Source organism: Acinetobacter sp. YH12219 (genome assembly GCF_013417875.1).
GTDB classification, from domain to species: Bacteria; Pseudomonadota; Gammaproteobacteria; order Pseudomonadales; family Moraxellaceae; genus Acinetobacter; species Acinetobacter amyesii.
Genome location: NZ_VPDC01000013.1, coordinates 118,964 through 134,395 on the forward strand (window position 1 = coordinate 118,964; position 15,432 = coordinate 134,395).

At 40.7% G+C, this 15,432-nt stretch carries 18 protein-coding genes and 2 pseudogenes; 13 read left to right on the top strand and 7 right to left on the bottom strand.

All coding sequences use genetic code 11. From position 1 onward, the window contains the following. Positions 1–104: 104 nt before the first annotated feature. Entirely contained in the window at positions 105–1,724 is a 1,620-nt protein-coding gene (locus tag FTV04_RS10080) for a phospholipase D family protein (protein ID WP_257221017.1), read from the top strand. Between the two features lie 44 nt (positions 1,725–1,768). Here the strand turns inward: FTV04_RS10080 and FTV04_RS10085 are convergent, their stop codons facing one another. Beyond that, positions 1,769–2,593, bottom strand: coding sequence for a 1-acyl-sn-glycerol-3-phosphate acyltransferase (locus tag FTV04_RS10085; RefSeq protein WP_180089383.1), 825 nt, complete (start codon positions 2,591–2,593; stop codon positions 1,769–1,771). A gap of 412 nt (positions 2,594–3,005) precedes the next feature. Between FTV04_RS10085 and hflX the strand changes: the two genes are divergently transcribed. The 6 genes from hflX to FTV04_RS10115 all read left to right on the top strand — a co-directional run bounded on the left by hflX (position 3,006) and on the right by FTV04_RS10115 (position 7,242). Further along, positions 3,006–4,340: a ribosome rescue GTPase HflX gene (gene hflX / locus FTV04_RS10090; protein WP_180089376.1), complete on the top strand. Its 1,335-nt coding sequence runs from the start codon at positions 3,006–3,008 to the stop codon at positions 4,338–4,340. 43 nt (positions 4,341–4,383) lie between these two features. Next, the gene (locus tag FTV04_RS10095) at positions 4,384–4,755 is read left to right on the top strand and encodes a hypothetical protein (RefSeq protein ID WP_180050320.1); all 372 of its coding nucleotides are present in this window, start codon (positions 4,384–4,386) and stop codon (positions 4,753–4,755) included. Positions 4,756–4,766: 11 nt separating this feature from the next. Continuing rightward, positions 4,767–5,441, top strand: coding sequence for an LrgB family protein (locus FTV04_RS10100; protein WP_180050323.1), 675 nt, complete (start codon positions 4,767–4,769; stop codon positions 5,439–5,441). Between the two features lie 248 nt (positions 5,442–5,689). Continuing rightward, positions 5,690–6,142 (top strand): DUF2147 domain-containing protein, encoded by a 453-nt coding sequence (locus FTV04_RS10105; RefSeq protein ID WP_111884999.1) that lies wholly within the window; start codon positions 5,690–5,692, stop codon positions 6,140–6,142. 60 nt (positions 6,143–6,202) lie between these two features. Continuing rightward, on the top strand, positions 6,203–6,652 hold the full coding sequence (locus FTV04_RS10110) for a DUF2147 domain-containing protein (RefSeq protein WP_168379558.1): 450 nt from the start codon (positions 6,203–6,205) through the stop codon (positions 6,650–6,652). Positions 6,653–6,795: 143 nt separating this feature from the next. Next, a complete protein-coding gene (locus tag FTV04_RS10115; RefSeq protein ID WP_180089377.1) occupies positions 6,796–7,242 on the top strand; it encodes a DUF2147 domain-containing protein in 447 nt (148 codons plus the stop codon). Between the two features lie 68 nt (positions 7,243–7,310). Here FTV04_RS10115 and FTV04_RS10120 read toward each other — a convergent pair whose 3' ends face one another. The 4 genes from FTV04_RS10120 to pdxA are packed head-to-tail and all read right to left on the bottom strand — an operon-like array spanning position 7,311 to position 10,868. Further along, on the bottom strand, positions 7,311–8,156 hold the full coding sequence (locus tag FTV04_RS10120) for a symmetrical bis(5'-nucleosyl)-tetraphosphatase (protein WP_180089378.1): 846 nt from the start codon (positions 8,154–8,156) through the stop codon (positions 7,311–7,313). A gap of 6 nt (positions 8,157–8,162) precedes the next feature. Continuing rightward, positions 8,163–8,975: a 16S rRNA (adenine(1518)-N(6)/adenine(1519)-N(6))-dimethyltransferase RsmA gene (gene rsmA / locus FTV04_RS10125; protein ID WP_180011634.1), complete on the bottom strand. Its 813-nt coding sequence runs from the start codon at positions 8,973–8,975 to the stop codon at positions 8,163–8,165. A gap of 30 nt (positions 8,976–9,005) precedes the next feature. Beyond that, complete coding sequence (locus tag FTV04_RS10130; protein WP_180050329.1) at positions 9,006–9,863, bottom strand: pilus assembly protein PilJ; 858 nt, start codon at positions 9,861–9,863, stop codon at positions 9,006–9,008. Positions 9,864–9,884: 21 nt separating this feature from the next. Beyond that, a complete protein-coding gene (gene pdxA / locus FTV04_RS10135; protein WP_180011638.1) occupies positions 9,885–10,868 on the bottom strand; it encodes a 4-hydroxythreonine-4-phosphate dehydrogenase PdxA in 984 nt (327 codons plus the stop codon). Positions 10,869–11,529: 661 nt separating this feature from the next. Between pdxA and rplM the strand changes: the two genes are divergently transcribed. Both rplM and rpsI read left to right on the top strand, forming a co-directional pair. After that, positions 11,530–11,958 (top strand): 50S ribosomal protein L13, encoded by a 429-nt coding sequence (rplM, locus tag FTV04_RS10140; RefSeq protein WP_004722943.1) that lies wholly within the window; start codon positions 11,530–11,532, stop codon positions 11,956–11,958. A 12-nt stretch (positions 11,959–11,970) separates the two neighbouring features. Continuing rightward, positions 11,971–12,357: a 30S ribosomal protein S9 gene (gene rpsI / locus FTV04_RS10145; RefSeq protein WP_078190115.1), complete on the top strand. Its 387-nt coding sequence runs from the start codon at positions 11,971–11,973 to the stop codon at positions 12,355–12,357. Between the two features lie 62 nt (positions 12,358–12,419). Here rpsI and FTV04_RS10150 read toward each other — a convergent pair whose 3' ends face one another. Then, positions 12,420–12,665: a hypothetical protein gene (locus FTV04_RS10150; protein ID WP_180011640.1), complete on the bottom strand. Its 246-nt coding sequence runs from the start codon at positions 12,663–12,665 to the stop codon at positions 12,420–12,422. A gap of 164 nt (positions 12,666–12,829) precedes the next feature. On the opposite strand from FTV04_RS10150, the gene FTV04_RS10155 reads away from it, so the two are divergent. From FTV04_RS10155 to FTV04_RS10165, 3 genes are read left to right on the top strand one after another with little or no spacing between them, the layout of a single operon-like run. Next, a complete protein-coding gene (locus FTV04_RS10155) occupies positions 12,830–13,483 on the top strand; it encodes a glutathione S-transferase N-terminal domain-containing protein (protein WP_180011641.1) in 654 nt (217 codons plus the stop codon). Between the two features lie 27 nt (positions 13,484–13,510). Continuing rightward, positions 13,511–13,939, top strand: a complete 429-nt coding sequence (locus FTV04_RS10160; protein ID WP_078194278.1) for a ClpXP protease specificity-enhancing factor — start codon at positions 13,511–13,513, stop codon at positions 13,937–13,939. Positions 13,940–13,957: 18 nt separating this feature from the next. Continuing rightward, positions 13,958–14,599: a hypothetical protein gene (locus tag FTV04_RS10165; protein ID WP_180089379.1), complete on the top strand. Its 642-nt coding sequence runs from the start codon at positions 13,958–13,960 to the stop codon at positions 14,597–14,599. A 141-nt stretch (positions 14,600–14,740) separates the two neighbouring features. Here FTV04_RS10165 and FTV04_RS10170 read toward each other — a convergent pair. After that, positions 14,741–15,081 (bottom strand): annotated as a pseudogene (locus FTV04_RS10170) (IS3 family transposase); the annotation flags it as partial. Between the two features lie 32 nt (positions 15,082–15,113). On the opposite strand from FTV04_RS10170, the pseudogene FTV04_RS16830 reads away from it, so the two are divergent. Beyond that, a pseudogene (locus tag FTV04_RS16830) lies at positions 15,114–15,239 on the top strand (hypothetical protein); the annotation flags it as partial. Positions 15,240–15,432 lie beyond the last annotated feature (193 nt).

Sequence of the window (15,432 nt, forward strand, 5' to 3'; positions counted from 1 at the left end):
ACATTTGCTCTACAATTTGCCTAACGAGAAAACTCGGTCACTATATTTATCTTTTCACAGCTGACACTTATACTCAAATCAAATTTTTTAGTATGTCTAACAGTATGAACTCAGCTACACCGAAACAGCAAAATTTGCCCTTCATACACAACCGCACTAAGGCGGTTTTGCTGAGTTGTAGCCTTGTTTTGACTTTATCTGCATGTAGTACCTTGCCTAAACAGCACACTCAACCTGTGGAATATGCCTTTAATACTCCTACAGACGATACTAGCCTTGCCAAAATTGTGTTGCCGCTACGTGAACAAAATCCAGACTTAACCGGTTACCACGTTCTTTATGACCCATTAGAAGCCTTAGCGGCTCGAATCGAGCTAATCAATAAAGCCGAAAAAAGTTTAGATCTACAATACTATATTTGGGATAACGACAAAATTGGTGCTTTGGCCCTACATGCCATGATCAAAGCTGCAGATCGTGGGGTGAAAATTCGTTTATTGGTCGATGACAACAATGCCAAAAAAATGGAAGGCATTTATATGGCACTCGACCAACATGCCAATATTGATGTCAAACTGTATAATCCCTACCGCTTCCGACATTTCCGCCCTGTCGATATGGTGCTGGATCTAAAACGCATCAACCGCCGTATGCACAACAAAAGCTTTATTGCAGACAATCAAATTGCTCTGATTGGTGGTCGCAATATGAGTAACCAATACTATAACGTCAGTGATAATTATCAATTTTCCGATGTCGACGTCATGTTGGTCGGTGCGGCATCCGATGAAATCATTCATTCTTTTGATGAATATTGGAATGATGATTATGCCTTTCCAGTACGCCAATTGGTCAATCCACGCCACTATAGCTTGCGCTTTGACAGTCTCAAACAACAACTCGATGACTATAACCAAGAAGCCACTGTGGTCAATTATTTGGACTTAGCCAACCGTTCACATGCCTTTGATGACTGGCTCAACAATAAAATCCAATTTGACTGGGTCAAAGCCGAAGTGGTCAAAGACTCCCCGAGCAAAATCAAATCTAAGGCCAAAAAAGAAGAGCACCTCAACTTTCAGCTCCTCAACCGTTTAGATAAACCGGAGCAAAGTGTCGATATCGTTTCAGCCTACTTTGTTCCAGAAAAACAAGGTGCGGAACGCCTAAAAAACCTCAGTGCCGATGGCGTGAAAGTCAGAGTTTTGACCAACTCATTCCAGGCCAATGACGTACCATTAGTTCATGCTTTTTATAGCAAATATCGCCAAGATCTATTGGAACACGACGTTCAACTCTATGAATTTCTCTCTAGACCTGATGCAGAAAACCTCAACACCAATACCAAAGAGTTGGCGGAAAAATCTAAAGTTAGTCTGAAAGGTTTAAGCCGTTCGAGTCTGCATGCCAAACTGATGGCAATTGATGAAAAACAAGTTTTTATTGGTTCATTTAACTTTGACCCTCGCTCAGCATATTTAAATACTGAAATTGGGGTATTACTGAATAGCCCACGTTTAGCCAAAGCCGTCCACTACACCATGGATGAAAATTTGAGTAAATATGCCTATAAGTTGGTGCTCAATGCAGACCAACAAATCAATTGGAAAATTAAGCTATCAAATGGTCAAACGCGTATTTATCTACGTGAACCGAAAATCAAGTGGTGGCAAAAAGCAGGGGTGAAATTTATCTCTTGGTTGCCGCTCGAAGGTTTTATGTAAGCATCGTGCTGCAAAGGCATCCCCTTACAGCCTGTATCATTAAATTATTTAGCTTCAACTGGAACTGGCGCTTTAAGAACTTTGGCTTGAAGCTCTGCTAATCCCTGATTCATTTTTTGCTGCACTTCTTGCGTCAAGCTTTCAACAGTATGACCTGCCGAATCAATTGCGGGCAATGTCATCAGATGCGCGGTGACATTCGGCATTTCTAAGACATTTTTGACATGTCGATCAAAGCTAATGTCTCCGACATAGGGCGCAATATTATCGAGTTCACCGTCCTGATTCACATAGCAAATTAAGCAAATTTGGACTGGACGCTCAGCTTCAATCGCTGCACCTAAAATACGACCATGAATTTTTTTAATTTTGCTGCCATCCGAAGTCGTGGCTTCTGGGAAAAAGAGTACCGGCGTATCTTGTTTTAAGAAGCCCGTAATTTGTTCTTTAATTTTAATCGAGTCGCCAGAGCCACGCTTAATAAATAACGTGCCACCGCCTTTCGCCAAATTACCGAATACTGGCCATTTTTCAATTTCAGCTTTAGCCAAAAAGAAAACACGTGCACCTGAACCCAAAACTGCAATGTCTAACCATGAAATATGATTACTTACCCAAAGGGCGGGTTGACGTGGAATTTCACCATGTACTTTGACTTCAAGATTAAATACTTTGCATAACTTGCGACAAAAATACTGCACATAGCGGGTATTTTGCGGGTTATTCGGGTCTTTATACAATTGATGACGATAAACCAAATAAAAACCCTGCGTCACAGCAACGGCTGCTGCACCGACTTTTTTACAATACAAATAAAATTTTGAAAACACATTAATTTGCGGTGTATTGACGATTTGAGGTTGATTCATAAACGGTTCACTAAAATGACACGGTGCCACAATTTGGCGTAAATTTTCATCATCATATACCGAAGACAGTTTTTTTGCATTGATCATAAAAACCGAAGTCGAAGATAATATTTTTCCATTTTAATCGTTTTTAAAAATCAAATATCATTTTTATATCGATTTTAAAGGTTATGCATTATGAATCACTCACATTCAGATACCCCTCCTATTTCTTCATGGCAAGCTTTAAAAGCCATTGCTGGTTTTTCACTGATATATATGAGTGTGCTTTTTTTACTGGCACTGAGCTTTCACAGCTTTCTCTAATTGAATAGCACAACATACAGCAACTTAGCCATTAATCCCTCACTTAGATTAACCCTCGCACTCCATTTTCGCCTAAAATGAATCTTTAAACAGGAGTGTGTGCTGAGTGGAAAATTTAAATCAACATCAAGCGAGCGGTGAACGCGTAATTTTAGTCAGCGTAGCAGTACAAATGCTCGCAGACCTTGATGCCGAAGAATTTCACTTACTAGCTCAATCTGCAGGTGCCAATATTCTGCAGCATGTGCATGCTCAGCGTATTAAGCCTGATGCCAAATTATTTATTGGCTCAGGGAAGGCGGAAGAAATTGCAGAAGTGGTTGCAGAGCATGAAGTAGAATTGGTCATCTTTGACCATGCCCTCACCCCTGCCCAAGCACGTAATCTTGAACGCATCATGCGATGTCGTGTGGTCGATCGCACGGAATTAATCTTAGATATTTTTGCTCAACGCGCACGCACCTATGAAGGTAAATTGCAAGTTGAGTTGGCCCAATTACAACATATGGCTTCACGACTGATTCGTAGTCGCGGCGATCTCGATAGCCAAAAAGGCGGGATTGGCTTACGTGGACCGGGTGAAACCCTGCTTGAAACCGACCGTCGTCTACTCAAGCTCCGCATGGGACAACTCAAAGCGAAACTTGAGAAAGTCCGCCAAACACGTATGCAAGGCCGTGTGGCACGTCAAAAAGCCGCTGTTCCAACTGTTTCATTGGTGGGTTATACCAATGCGGGTAAATCGACCTTATTTAATAATTTAGCGAAAAGCGATGTCTATGCAGCAGACCAACTGTTTGCGACACTTGATCCGACCCTACGCCGTCTACATTGGGATGGTATCGGCAACTTGGTGCTCGCCGATACTGTAGGGTTTGTGCGTAATTTATCGCACTCATTAGTCGAGTCGTTTAAAGCCACCTTAGAAGAAACGTTAGAGGCGACCTTATTGTTACATATCATTGACTCCAGCAGTCCGGACATGATGGAACAAATTGAGGCTGTCGAAAAAGTACTGAAAGAAATTGGTGTCGATGTTCCGATTCTGCGCGTTTATAACAAAATTGATGTCAGTGGCGAAGATCCTAAAATCATCTATGGCAAGCCACATCAGCCGGAACGTGTTTATGTCTCTGCGCATAGTGGTAAAGGTTTACCCTTATTACGCCAAGCGGTTCAAGAATGTTTAATGGGACAAATTCAAAGCTTTGAAGTCCATCTAAAACCGGCTTATGGTAAATTAAGAACACAACTGTATGCGCTCAATGTGATCCAAAATGAAAGTTATGATGAACAAGGCAACTTAATTTTGCATGTCATCATTGCGCCGCATAAGTTAGAACAACTGATTAAACAGGCGCATTTACCCATTGATGAAATTTTGGGAACACGTGCGCAACAATTCCAACGTCCTCTTGAAGAATTTGAAATTAAAGATTAAATCGGTTAAAACTTGATTTGTATAATTTTAACGAAAGACAAAAATGGACTGGATCAAGCGCATCGACTGGAAAGCCTGGATAGGCACTATTGCATTAATTATTCTTTTCCGTGAAGGCGCGGTCTGGGTCATGAAGCAATTCAATCACCCCGAATTAGGCAATCTCGTCGGACTGATTAGCTTACTGATCGTGCTTTCATTTTGGAGAAAATTCAACAAAATTCCGGCCAGTTTGGTCGACACCAATAATAAAATCATGAAAGAAAGTGCCTTTGCCTTCTTACCCATTAGTGCAGGCTCATTGCTGATGATGATGCATTTAGGCGATGAAATTCCGATATTTTTGATTGTTCTCTTTGTCAGCACCCTCATACCGCTGTGGGTCTACGCAAAAATGTCTAAGAAATGGCTATAAGGAGAATCAACATGCTTTCAATCCTCTCTGGATTCATCATTACCCTGATCGCCTATCTTGTCGCAAAACCCATTAATAAAAAATTACCGCAAATCCCCGTGATTGTGATTGGGATGTTTTTCGTCATTGGTATGCTCTATCTGTTTGGCATTTCCTATGAAAGTTATATGACACAGGTGAATCCACTATTCAATAACTTACTCGGCTATGTCACGGTGGCTCTAGCCATTCCTTTAGCAGCGATGCGTTACGATGACTTACCATTAAAAGCCGTAGGCGGGATTTTAGTCTTTGCCAGTATCAGTGCCGTTGCCCTCCCTATGGGGCTGGCTTATTTACTGCATCTGTCTGATCCAACCATTATGGCTTTCGCTACACGAGCTGTGACGACCCCTATTGCCATCAACATTGCGACGCTGCTGCATTCCCCGATTCCTTTGGTGATTTTGATTGTGATTTTATCAGGGGTGATTGGTGCAGCATTTTCACCCATCATACTCAAAAATATTCATGATGAACGTGCATCAGGACTCGCCTTAGGACTTGCTGCACATGCAATTGGCACAGCTCAAGCTTGGCAGCGCGGCAGCATTGCTGGGCGCTATGCGGCATTTGGCATGGCGGTAAATGCAGTATTCACAGCAATCTGGTTGCCAACTTTCATACTCTATCTACAAAATATGTGACTGAGCAATCACTTTTAAATGATTGTTTTGTATAAAAAATAAACTTAATATAAATTCTAGGGTACACCACAACACATTGAACGATGTGCTGTGGATGTTACATTTTTGGTAAAGGCACTTTTGTGCAACATGTCAACTTTCCCGAATAAAATGTAAATATTTAGGCTTAGAGTAGTTGCTCTAAGTTCAAATATTACCTAGTATGATCAATAAACCCTCACAAAGTGTATTGATAAAGGATTATTAATATGATCGAAAAAAGTTTGAAATGGGCTGCATTATTTGGTGCTGTAGTCACAAGCTCTGCACTCTATGCTCAAGATCTTACAGGGACTTGGCAACAAATTGACGATAAAACCGGTTCGCCTAAAGCACTGATCGAAATTCGAAAAGATGCCAAAGACACCTATACCGGCAAAATTGTGAAAGTGACGCCACGTCCGGGTTATACACCAAAGGAAAAATGTGTGAATTGCCCTGCACCTTATACCAACCAGCCTATTTTAGGGATGGATGTATTTAAGGGGCTGAAACTTGAAAGTGAAAATACCTACTCTCAAGGAAAAATTATTGATCCTTTAGCAGGCAAAATTTACAGCTTAAAAGGCAAAATTTCTGCCAATGGTAAGCGCTTACATTTACGTGGATATCTGGGGATTTCCGCAATTGGTCGTACACAGACATGGATTCGCGCTGAATAAATTTTAAATTTATTCAGTAAATTGATTTGATATAGGTGAACCACCTACAGGGAATATCTGATGAAAAAATTAAAAGTGAGCCTCTTATTCTTAGCTGCTGTAATGAGTGGTTCAGCTTTTGCTCAAGACCTTTCAGGGACTTGGCAACAAATTGATGATAAAACAGGTTCACAAAAAGCCATTATTGAAATCCGTAAAGAAAGTAATGGCACATTCGTGGGTAAAATCATCAAAGTGACGCCGCGTCCGGGCTATACACCACGCGACACCTGCGTAAACTGCCCTGCACCCTACAAAAACAAGCCAATCTTAGGCCTTGATATCTTAACAGGTTTAAAACATATTGAAGGCACTAATAACTACGACAAAGGCCGTATTATTGACCCTCTTTCAGGCAAAGTTTACGACACAAAAATCCGTTTAAATGCCAGTGGCAAACGTCTCACGCTACGTGGCTATATGGGTGTTTCTGCACTTGGTCGTAGCCAAACTTGGATTCGCCAAGAGTAACCTCAAACAAGTAAAAAAACCGCCGACATGGCGGTTTTTCTTATTCCGAATATCTTCAAATTATTTTTAAATTAAAGTTGACTATTCTCGTAAACTTTCTAACATACGTGCTCATAAATCATGCTTCTCGGGGACAAGCGATTATGTTTAAAAAAATATTATTCAGCCTTTGCACATTCGGATTGATGAATGGTGCATTTGCAAATGACATTGCTGGCACGTGGCAACAAATTGACGATAAAACAGGAGCGGCTAAAGCAATTATTTCGATTCACAAAGAATCAAATAATACCTATACCGGTAAAATTATTAAAATTACACCACGTCCGGGCTATACACCGCAAAAAAACTGTAATAAGTGCCCTGCGCCTTATACCAACCAACCGATTCTCGGCATGGAAATTGTTAAAGGTTTAAAGCAAATTAATAATACGAATAATTATGAAAAAGGTCGTATTATCGACCCTCTTTCTGGCAAAGTTTATGATGCTAAAGTCCGCTTAAACAGCACAGGAAAACGTATTTCGATCCGTGCAAGTATTGGCGTTTCAGTCTTAGGTCGTAACCAAACTTGGATTCGCGTTGATTAATTCATACGGATCAATAAAAAAGGCCACATCGATGTGGCCTTTTTTATATCTTAGATTACATTTAATCATTACATCACTGGGTTATCGACCGCAAACATGCGCTGATCTTCTAAACGATAGGCCATCAACTGATTGCCCCAAACACATCCGCCATCCACATTTTGGATTTTTGCTGAAATGCTTTTTCCTTGTAAAGCAGCCCAATGACCAAAAAGAATTTGATGGGTCTGAGCTGCTTGTGACTCAAACTCAAACCATGGCTTAAAACCCTTCGGCATAGGGTCATCGAGTGAATCTTTAAAACTGAACTCTAATCGACCTTCTGCATCGGTTAAGCGCATGCGGGTCAAATAGTTGGTAATACAGCGTAAGCGCGCATGACCAGACAAATCATCCGACCATAGGTTCGGCTCTTTACCGTACATCACTTGAAGAAACGCATCGACCACATCAAAGTCGTCATGACCAATCACCGCTTCCACTTCCTTTGCCAAGTCTGCGGTTTGCTGCGCAGTCCAATTCAAAGGAATACCCGCATGAGTCAAAATGGTTTGCTCATTCGGAAATAGACACAGCGGCTGCTTGCGTAACCAATCAATCAAATCATCACTTTCTAAAGCGTGAATCACATCATCGATATTGTCTTTAGGATTGATATCCTTAATACCACGAGCGCATGCCAGCAAAGTCAGATCATGATTGCCCAGTACCGTCGCCGCAACTTCACTATCCACTAATTTTTTGATGAACCGCAAAGCGCCTACCGAGTTTTCACCCCGTGCGACGAGATCACCGGCAAACCATATAAAATCTTGGTCTGCATCAAACTTAATCTCTTTCAGTAAAGCTTTTAATGCTTCAAAACAGCCTTGAACATCACCAATGACATAGTTATAGCGAATATTGCGAGTCATAATTATTTAAGCCACCATTTGATCTGCTAATGCGACAAATTCTGCAAGTGTTAGGGTTTCTGGACGCGCCATTGGATCAACCCCTGCATTTTCAAAACCATCTTCAACCAACATGCCTTTTAAGCTGTTACGCAAGGTCTTGCGGCGCTGAGTAAAGACATGTGAAACTAAACGCGCAAGCGCTTTTTCATCTTTCGCCATAATCGGTTTAACGGCATAAGGCTCTAAACGGAATACCGCAGAGGTGACTTTTGGCGGCGGATTAAATGAGCCCGGTGGCACTTCAAATAAAAACGTCGGTTTGCAGAAATATTGAATCATCACCGATAAACGACCATATTCTTTAGTATTCGGTGAAGCGGTAATACGGTCCACGACTTCTTTTTGCAGCATGAAGTGCATGTCTTTGACTTTGTCGCCAAACTCCAAGAGATGAAACAGCAGCGGAGTCGAGATGTTATACGGCAAGTTGCCAACCACGCGCAGAGGACGGCCTTCGGCAAACAGCTCGGTAAAGTCATATTTCAGCGCGTCGGTTTCAACAATGGTCAAGCGCTCAGGATGCGGCACACGGCCCGGCAAACCTGCAGCTAAGTCACGGTCCAGCTCAACCACAGTTAGAGCATCACATTCACCAATTAAAGGCGATGTAAGCGCGGCAAGACCGGGACCAATTTCGACAATATTGTCACCAGTACGCGGATTTACCGAACGTACAATTTTGGCAATAACACGTTGATCATGTAAGAAATTCTGTCCAAACCGCTTACGCGTGTGATGCCCTTCATCTTTTGGGTTTAGGGCATTAATTTGATACATAAAATTCTCCGCATAGGTTTATTACAACGATTACTGACTTGATTCAAATTCACTCAAGCGAGCAAAAATTTCTTCGGACTTGGCCACATTATCCCGAGCCGCGTTAATTACACTGAGCAATGGCTCTCTTTGTTTCAACAAAGCCATTGTTTCAGATTTCATCATTTCTTCAGTTTCAGCCTGAATGGAGAGCAAACTTTCACGCATTTCAGCATTGTTTACGCGCTCTACACCGAGTTCGGGATTACCATTCAGTTGAGCCTTCAAAAAAATATTGAAAGTTTCAAAATCTGCTAAAAAGTCATCTAAATCGTCTGGATGAATAGAATTTACATCAGTTAACTTCAGCAAAGAACTCAACATTCGTCCCGCAATATAGACTTGATTTTTGGCAATCATTGCTTGAATAGCTGAATTGTTTGCTCTAGCCATCATATCAGCCAGAATGTTATATTCAGCTTGAATACCTGGAATGGTTTCACTTACAAGAAGTTGATATTCATATAGCGCACTCAGGCTATTTTGATGCTGTACAAGCAGATCAATATTAGCATTGATTGCCTGTCCATCTTGAAGCATTTTATCAGCTCCATCACGATTCGCATATTTTTTATGCACCGCGGTCAGCGCTTGATTAAATTTTTGCTGATTATGTTTAAAGCCATCCACAGCACCCGGTAATGCAAAACGTATAAATCCTTCCGTCTGTTTTGGAATTTGCAGCGATAATACTTTTAATTCACAAAAATGATGATCTGTAGCGAGCGTTGAACATGCTGACAGCATCAACGCTAACGCAATCCCAAAAAATGGGCGAATGATCGATTTCGCCCTAAGCATCTTGTTATTTTCCTGTTTTATTTTTGATAATTTTTTACTATTATTCATATAAAATTCAAACCTTTATTATTAAGTTTCGTTATTTTTCGCACGTGCTAATTCTAAAGCCAAATCAACCGCCACCTGTAAACTCGAACTTTTAGCAAGACCAGTTCCAGCCAGTGACAGTGCTGTGCCGTGATCCACTGAAGTCCGAATAAACGGTAAGCCCAAAGTGATATTGATGGCTTCGCCAAAGCCCTGCGACTTTAACACAGGCAAGCCCTGATCGTGATACATCGCCAAAACCGCATCGGCATCTTTTAAATTTTCAGGGGTAAATAAGGTATCGGCAGGTAAGCTCAGGCTCATATTCACCCCTTGAGCGCGATAACGCTCTAGCACCGGATTGATCACTTCAATCTCCTCCATGCCCAAATAGCCATCTTCACCCGCATGTGGGTTTAGACCGCACACCAAAATATGCGGATGATCTTTTTTAAATTTGGTTTTTAAGTCATGAATTAATATATCGATGACTTGATGCAAACGTTCTTGAGTAATGGCATCGGCTACATCACGAAGCGGTAAATGTGTAGTTGCCAATGCGACACGGAGCGTTTTGGTCGCAAGCATCATCACGACACGATCAACGCCTGCAAATTCTTGATAAAACTCCGTATGTCCGCTGAAATGGATACCGGCATCATTAATAATCGACTTTTGCACAGGTGCAGTTGCAACACCAACACTTTTGCCAGACATCGCATAATCTGCAGAACGCCGTAATTGCTCCAACACATAGGCTGCATTGTTCACATCTAACTGACCTGCGATGACAGATTTAGCCACAGGTACATGTTCCACATAAAGCTGACCTAGAGCTGCCGACGCTTCCTGCCCAACATAGTCAATCAGTTCAACTTCGAGCTTTAACTGTTGAGCACGCTTGATCAGCAAATCTTTATCAATAAGAACCACAATTGGCCTTTCATCTATTCGATTGGCTAAGCTCAAACAAATATCAGGTCCGATACCTGCGGGTTCACCGCTCGTGATATATAAAGGCAGCATGGGTCTATCCTGTGTGTGCAATAACATTATTATACTGTGTGATGCACATGACAGACCTAATTTTATTGACTAAAAATACCTGACAAAACTCAAAAATAAGCGCGTTGTACGACATTGTATGGAATGAAATCGAAAGCAAAACCTAAAATGTCAATGATCCAAATCAATGCAAATAAGAATCATAATGCCGCGCTGAACGACTGACACATGCTGCGGGTACTTCGTTATCAACCAAAAAGACATAACGCTCACAAGCAATAATCCAATCAACAGATAAACCAATAAATAACTAAGGAAAAATAAAGTGAGCATCATCAACAAAACGATGATCGCACCATCCGCCCCATGCAAATATACCAAATACAAAAAAGTTGGGCTTAAAATCAAGGTGCTACATAAGCCCATTAAATACCACCAATGTCGCAAAATAAGGGTTCAGATGTGTTTTTTAACAGATTAGAATTCGACATGATTTACTTTCATCCGCTTTTTTTATAATTTCTGGATTATCTACTGTTTATTGCTGAAGAAATATACTACAATACAGCGCTTGAAATTTTATATTTTCATTTGTGATTCTTCACGTATTCGTATAGAATCGCGTCTCCTTTTGTTTGGACAGCTTCCATAGTCCAAACCAACTATAATAGGTAGTGGTTTAATGAAAACTCTCAGCGCTAAGCCAGCTGAAGTTCAACACGACTGGTACGTTGTTGATGCTTCTGGCAAAACTTTAGGTCGCCTTGCGACTGAAATCGCTCGTCGTTTACGCGGTAAGCACAAAACTTCTTATACTCCTCACGTTGACACTGGTGACTACATCGTTGTTATCAATGCTGAGCAAGTTCAAGTGACTGGTAAAAAATCACTTGATAAGAAATATTATCGCCACACTGGTTTCCCTGGTGGTATTCGTGAAACTAATTTCGAAAAATTAGTTGCTCACAAACCAGAAGAAATCTTCGAACGTGCTGTAAAAGGCATGTTGCCAAAAGGTCCTCTTGGTTATGCAATGATCAAGAAAATGAAAGTGTACGCTGGTACTGAGCATCCACATACTGCTCAACAGCCACAAGTTTTGGACATCTAAGGGATACAGCACATGGCTACTAACTATGGTACAGGTCGCCGTAAGACCGCAACTGCACGTGTTTTCCTATCAGCTGGTACTGGTAAACTCGTAATCAACAACCGTTCTTTAGAACAATATTTCGGTCGTGAAACTGCTCGTATGGTTGTTAACCAACCACTTGAGCTTTTAGAAGCTACTGAGAAATATGACCTTTACATCACTGTTGCTGGTGGTGGTATCGGTGGTCAAGCAGGCGCTATCCGTCACGGTATTACTCGTGCATTGATCGCTTCTGACGAAACTCTTAAACCTGCTCTTCGTCAAGCTGGTTTCGTTACTCGTGATGCTCGTGAAGTTGAACGTAAGAAACTTGGTTTACGTAAAGCTCGTAAACGTCCTCAATTCTCTAAACGTTAATTCGTTTACCGAATCGGACAAAAAACCTTGGCTTATGCCAAGGTTTTTTTATGTCTTAATTTTTATGAAGATGATGCAAATAGAACAATGATCCGATAAACAAAGAGACTCAAACTCGCAATTAAGCATATAACCGACAGTGTTAGTGTAATTGTACAGATGGTCATTTTGCTTTTTTGTTCTGGGCTATCATCCTCTGCTCCATAATCAGAGGCATAACCTCCAGCGAGTGCCGTATAAAAGCCAATGCCCATAAAAATAACAGCAGCGAAAAATAATATTTTTTGTACAAGTGCAATGGTCATCATGCGGTGATGATCAGGTAAATGAATGACATGAAAATCTATCAGATAATATCAAATAAAACAAAACTGTAATTTTCGCTGTAGCGGCATTGATATTGCTAAAGTCTCCGTGATTTTACTGTCTAATTTTAGTATCCTATCTTATTCATTTCTCATCGTCTCGGATTATGTCAGTCGAAAATGCACCTCTCCAAGGGATTACGCTTTACAGTCATGCGGATGACTTTCGCTCACACTGGATACGCTATGTACTTGCAGAGAAGCAAATCAAACATAATTTAATTATTGCTGATGATGAAGACGAAGATCTTGCGAGTTTAAATCCCTACAATCAACTTCCGATGATGATTGAAAATGGCCTAAAACTCTATAACAGCAGTATTATTGCCGAATATCTGGATGACCGATATCGTCAAAATAAACTGTATGCAGATGCACCCATGCCTCGTGCAGAGCAACGTCAATATGTATGGCGCTTCGAACAAGATTGGTTAAAACTTGCCGATATTATGCTTCGCCATCCCGATACCCTCGATGAAAAAGCCAAGCAAAAAGCACAAAAACAATTACGTGATACACTTATTTCACTTACCCCCTTGTTTCAGCATTATCCTTATTTTATGTCTGAACAATTTAGCATGTTAGACTGTATGCTCGCACCTGTATTTCTGCGCCTAAAAGCCATGGGGATTGAGCTTCCCAAACAGCAATGCCGCCCTATATTTCTCTATTGCCAACGCATCTTTAGCCGTCCTGCATTTATCAAATCGATGACATTGCAGGAAAAAAATCGCTATAGCGAGCTTTTAGCAAAAAATTAATTTCCCATAAATATTCGAGTAAGCATTATGTCTGAACAGGAACTACAACTCACTCCAACGCGTCCATACTTAACACGGGCACTTTATGAATGGATTTGTGACAATCAACTTACACCGTACCTACTTGTCGATGCGACACAGAATGGTACGATGGTGCCAGTTCAATATATCCAAGATGGCCAAATTGTCCTGAATATCGCACCTCATGCAACGCATGCGCTACACATGAGCAATGAGACGATTACTTTCTCTGCACGCTTTGGTGGCGTTTCGCAAAACCTCTATATCCCCTTTTCTGCTGTTCTAGGTATCTATGCACGTGAAAATGGTCAAGGCATGTTCTTCGATCCTCAAGAATATGAAGGTATTCAGAATGATCAAAATGCTTTAAAATCAAACGACCAAGAACAACAAGAGCAGCCGAAGAAAAAACCAGGTTTAAGGTTGCTCGATTAAAGAATAAGGAAGCGAATAATGGCTTTTGATTTAGTACAATATTTTGTCGAACAAATAGAATCTCAAAAGCCTACGCTTTTAAGTCATTTAAATCGTGAAGAAAAACGTCAACATATACGTGAAATTAATGCATTAACTTTAGGTGAATTGATTCATCAGCTCCGCAATAATGCTCAAAAGGTTTATCAAGAAATTACTCATCCTGATGAACTCTATATTCAAGAAGTTTCACGCCATCTGACCACCAATCCATCGAATGCATCAATATTAGAACGCTCTGAACTTGAACACCTAACAACTGAAATTTTTCATTTACAATTAAATGAATTAAAGCAACTTCATGATACCGGCTCACACTCACCACAAAGCATTCAAGAATTACTCAATGGACAAATTGAACACCTTTCTGGTCAAGCGGATGATTGGGTTTGGTCAACAAACAACCTAACAGAGCTTCTTGGTTCTAAACCAAATCTTCAAGAAGAGATATCATTAGAGGCATCAATGAAGGAGTTCAATCAAATGGTTAATCAACAACATACACAAGAAGACGTAACAACTGAAGTACAAGTACCGACTTGGTCAAAAATTGTAGAGCCAGTAGTTGCAGTGGTGATTCTATGGATTTTGGCATCTGCGGCATGTAATATTTTTGCTTAATTGACTTCATTTCTCTAAATCTATGACCTGCTTTTTAAGCAGGTTTTTTTTAATCGAATATTTAGGATATTGATATTTTAAATATAAAATTTACCCGATAAAGGTAGCCAAATAATGATCCCAGGCAGTATCGTGGACAACCTATCCCTCTAAATTCTTAAAATATTTCTGCTCAAAGGCTTCTGGGCTTAACCAACCATTTGCAGAGTGCCTTCTCACTCGATTGTAGTAAATCTCAATATAGTCAAACAAGACAACATTGGCTTCTTTTCGGGTCAAAAATACACTGCCATGTACCACATGACCTTTAAATGTGTGAAAGAAGCTTTCTGTTACTGCATTATCCCATGAGCAATATACTGCGCAAGGCCTCGTCTAGACATGCTTTGGATGCAGTTATTCATCAATAATAGCGCTCTAAAATCACGACTACAGTGCTGTGAGCCTTGGTCAGAATGGACCATGATATTCGTTGGATACCCGCCCACAATTCAAATTATGCAGTCATTGGCTTATGTTAGCTTGGATGATTTCAGAAGAACTAAGCATACATGAAATTTTGGATAAGCCTTTCTATCATCCAACTTTAGAAGAAGGGTTAAGAACTGCATTAAAGCATGCACGACGTCAGTTAAAATAATTTTATCGTTTTAGGTCGATTTATAGCGTTGGATTTCCAACGCTTTATTTTCGCCCCCTTTTATCTTTTTTCCACGCATAAAAAAACACCCCCTGAGATATCAGGGGGTGTTTCGAATAATGAGCTGGCGATGACTTACTCTCACATGGGTAACCCCACACTACCATCAGCGCTAAGAGGTTTCACTTCTGAG

Excerpts from the sequence above, each read along its gene's own strand:
- FTV04_RS10080 (WP_257221017.1), top strand. The coding sequence starts at position 105 with ATGAACTCAGCTACACCGAAACAGCAAAATTTGCCCTTCATACACAAC.
- FTV04_RS10085 (WP_180089383.1), bottom strand. The coding sequence starts at position 2,593 with ATGAATCAACCTCAAATCGTCAATACACCGCAAATTAATGTGTTTTCA.
- FTV04_RS10095 (WP_180050320.1), top strand. The coding sequence starts at position 4,384 with ATGGACTGGATCAAGCGCATCGACTGGAAAGCCTGGATAGGCACTATT.
- FTV04_RS10100 (WP_180050323.1), top strand. The coding sequence starts at position 4,767 with ATGCTTTCAATCCTCTCTGGATTCATCATTACCCTGATCGCCTATCTT.
- FTV04_RS10105 (WP_111884999.1), top strand. The coding sequence starts at position 5,690 with ATGATCGAAAAAAGTTTGAAATGGGCTGCATTATTTGGTGCTGTAGTC.
- FTV04_RS10110 (WP_168379558.1), top strand. The coding sequence starts at position 6,203 with ATGAAAAAATTAAAAGTGAGCCTCTTATTCTTAGCTGCTGTAATGAGT.
- FTV04_RS10115 (WP_180089377.1), top strand. The coding sequence starts at position 6,796 with ATGTTTAAAAAAATATTATTCAGCCTTTGCACATTCGGATTGATGAAT.
- FTV04_RS10120 (WP_180089378.1), bottom strand. The coding sequence starts at position 8,156 with ATGACTCGCAATATTCGCTATAACTATGTCATTGGTGATGTTCAAGGC.
- rsmA (WP_180011634.1), bottom strand. The coding sequence starts at position 8,975 with ATGTATCAAATTAATGCCCTAAACCCAAAAGATGAAGGGCATCACACG.
- FTV04_RS10130 (WP_180050329.1), bottom strand. The coding sequence starts at position 9,863 with ATGAATAATAGTAAAAAATTATCAAAAATAAAACAGGAAAATAACAAG.
- pdxA (WP_180011638.1), bottom strand. The coding sequence starts at position 10,868 with ATGCTGCCTTTATATATCACGAGCGGTGAACCCGCAGGTATCGGACCT.
- rplM (WP_004722943.1), top strand. The coding sequence starts at position 11,530 with ATGAAAACTCTCAGCGCTAAGCCAGCTGAAGTTCAACACGACTGGTAC.
- rpsI (WP_078190115.1), top strand. The coding sequence starts at position 11,971 with ATGGCTACTAACTATGGTACAGGTCGCCGTAAGACCGCAACTGCACGT.
- FTV04_RS10150 (WP_180011640.1), bottom strand. The coding sequence starts at position 12,665 with ATGATGACCATTGCACTTGTACAAAAAATATTATTTTTCGCTGCTGTT.
- FTV04_RS10155 (WP_180011641.1), top strand. The coding sequence starts at position 12,830 with ATGTCAGTCGAAAATGCACCTCTCCAAGGGATTACGCTTTACAGTCAT.
- FTV04_RS10160 (WP_078194278.1), top strand. The coding sequence starts at position 13,511 with ATGTCTGAACAGGAACTACAACTCACTCCAACGCGTCCATACTTAACA.
- FTV04_RS10165 (WP_180089379.1), top strand. The coding sequence starts at position 13,958 with ATGGCTTTTGATTTAGTACAATATTTTGTCGAACAAATAGAATCTCAA.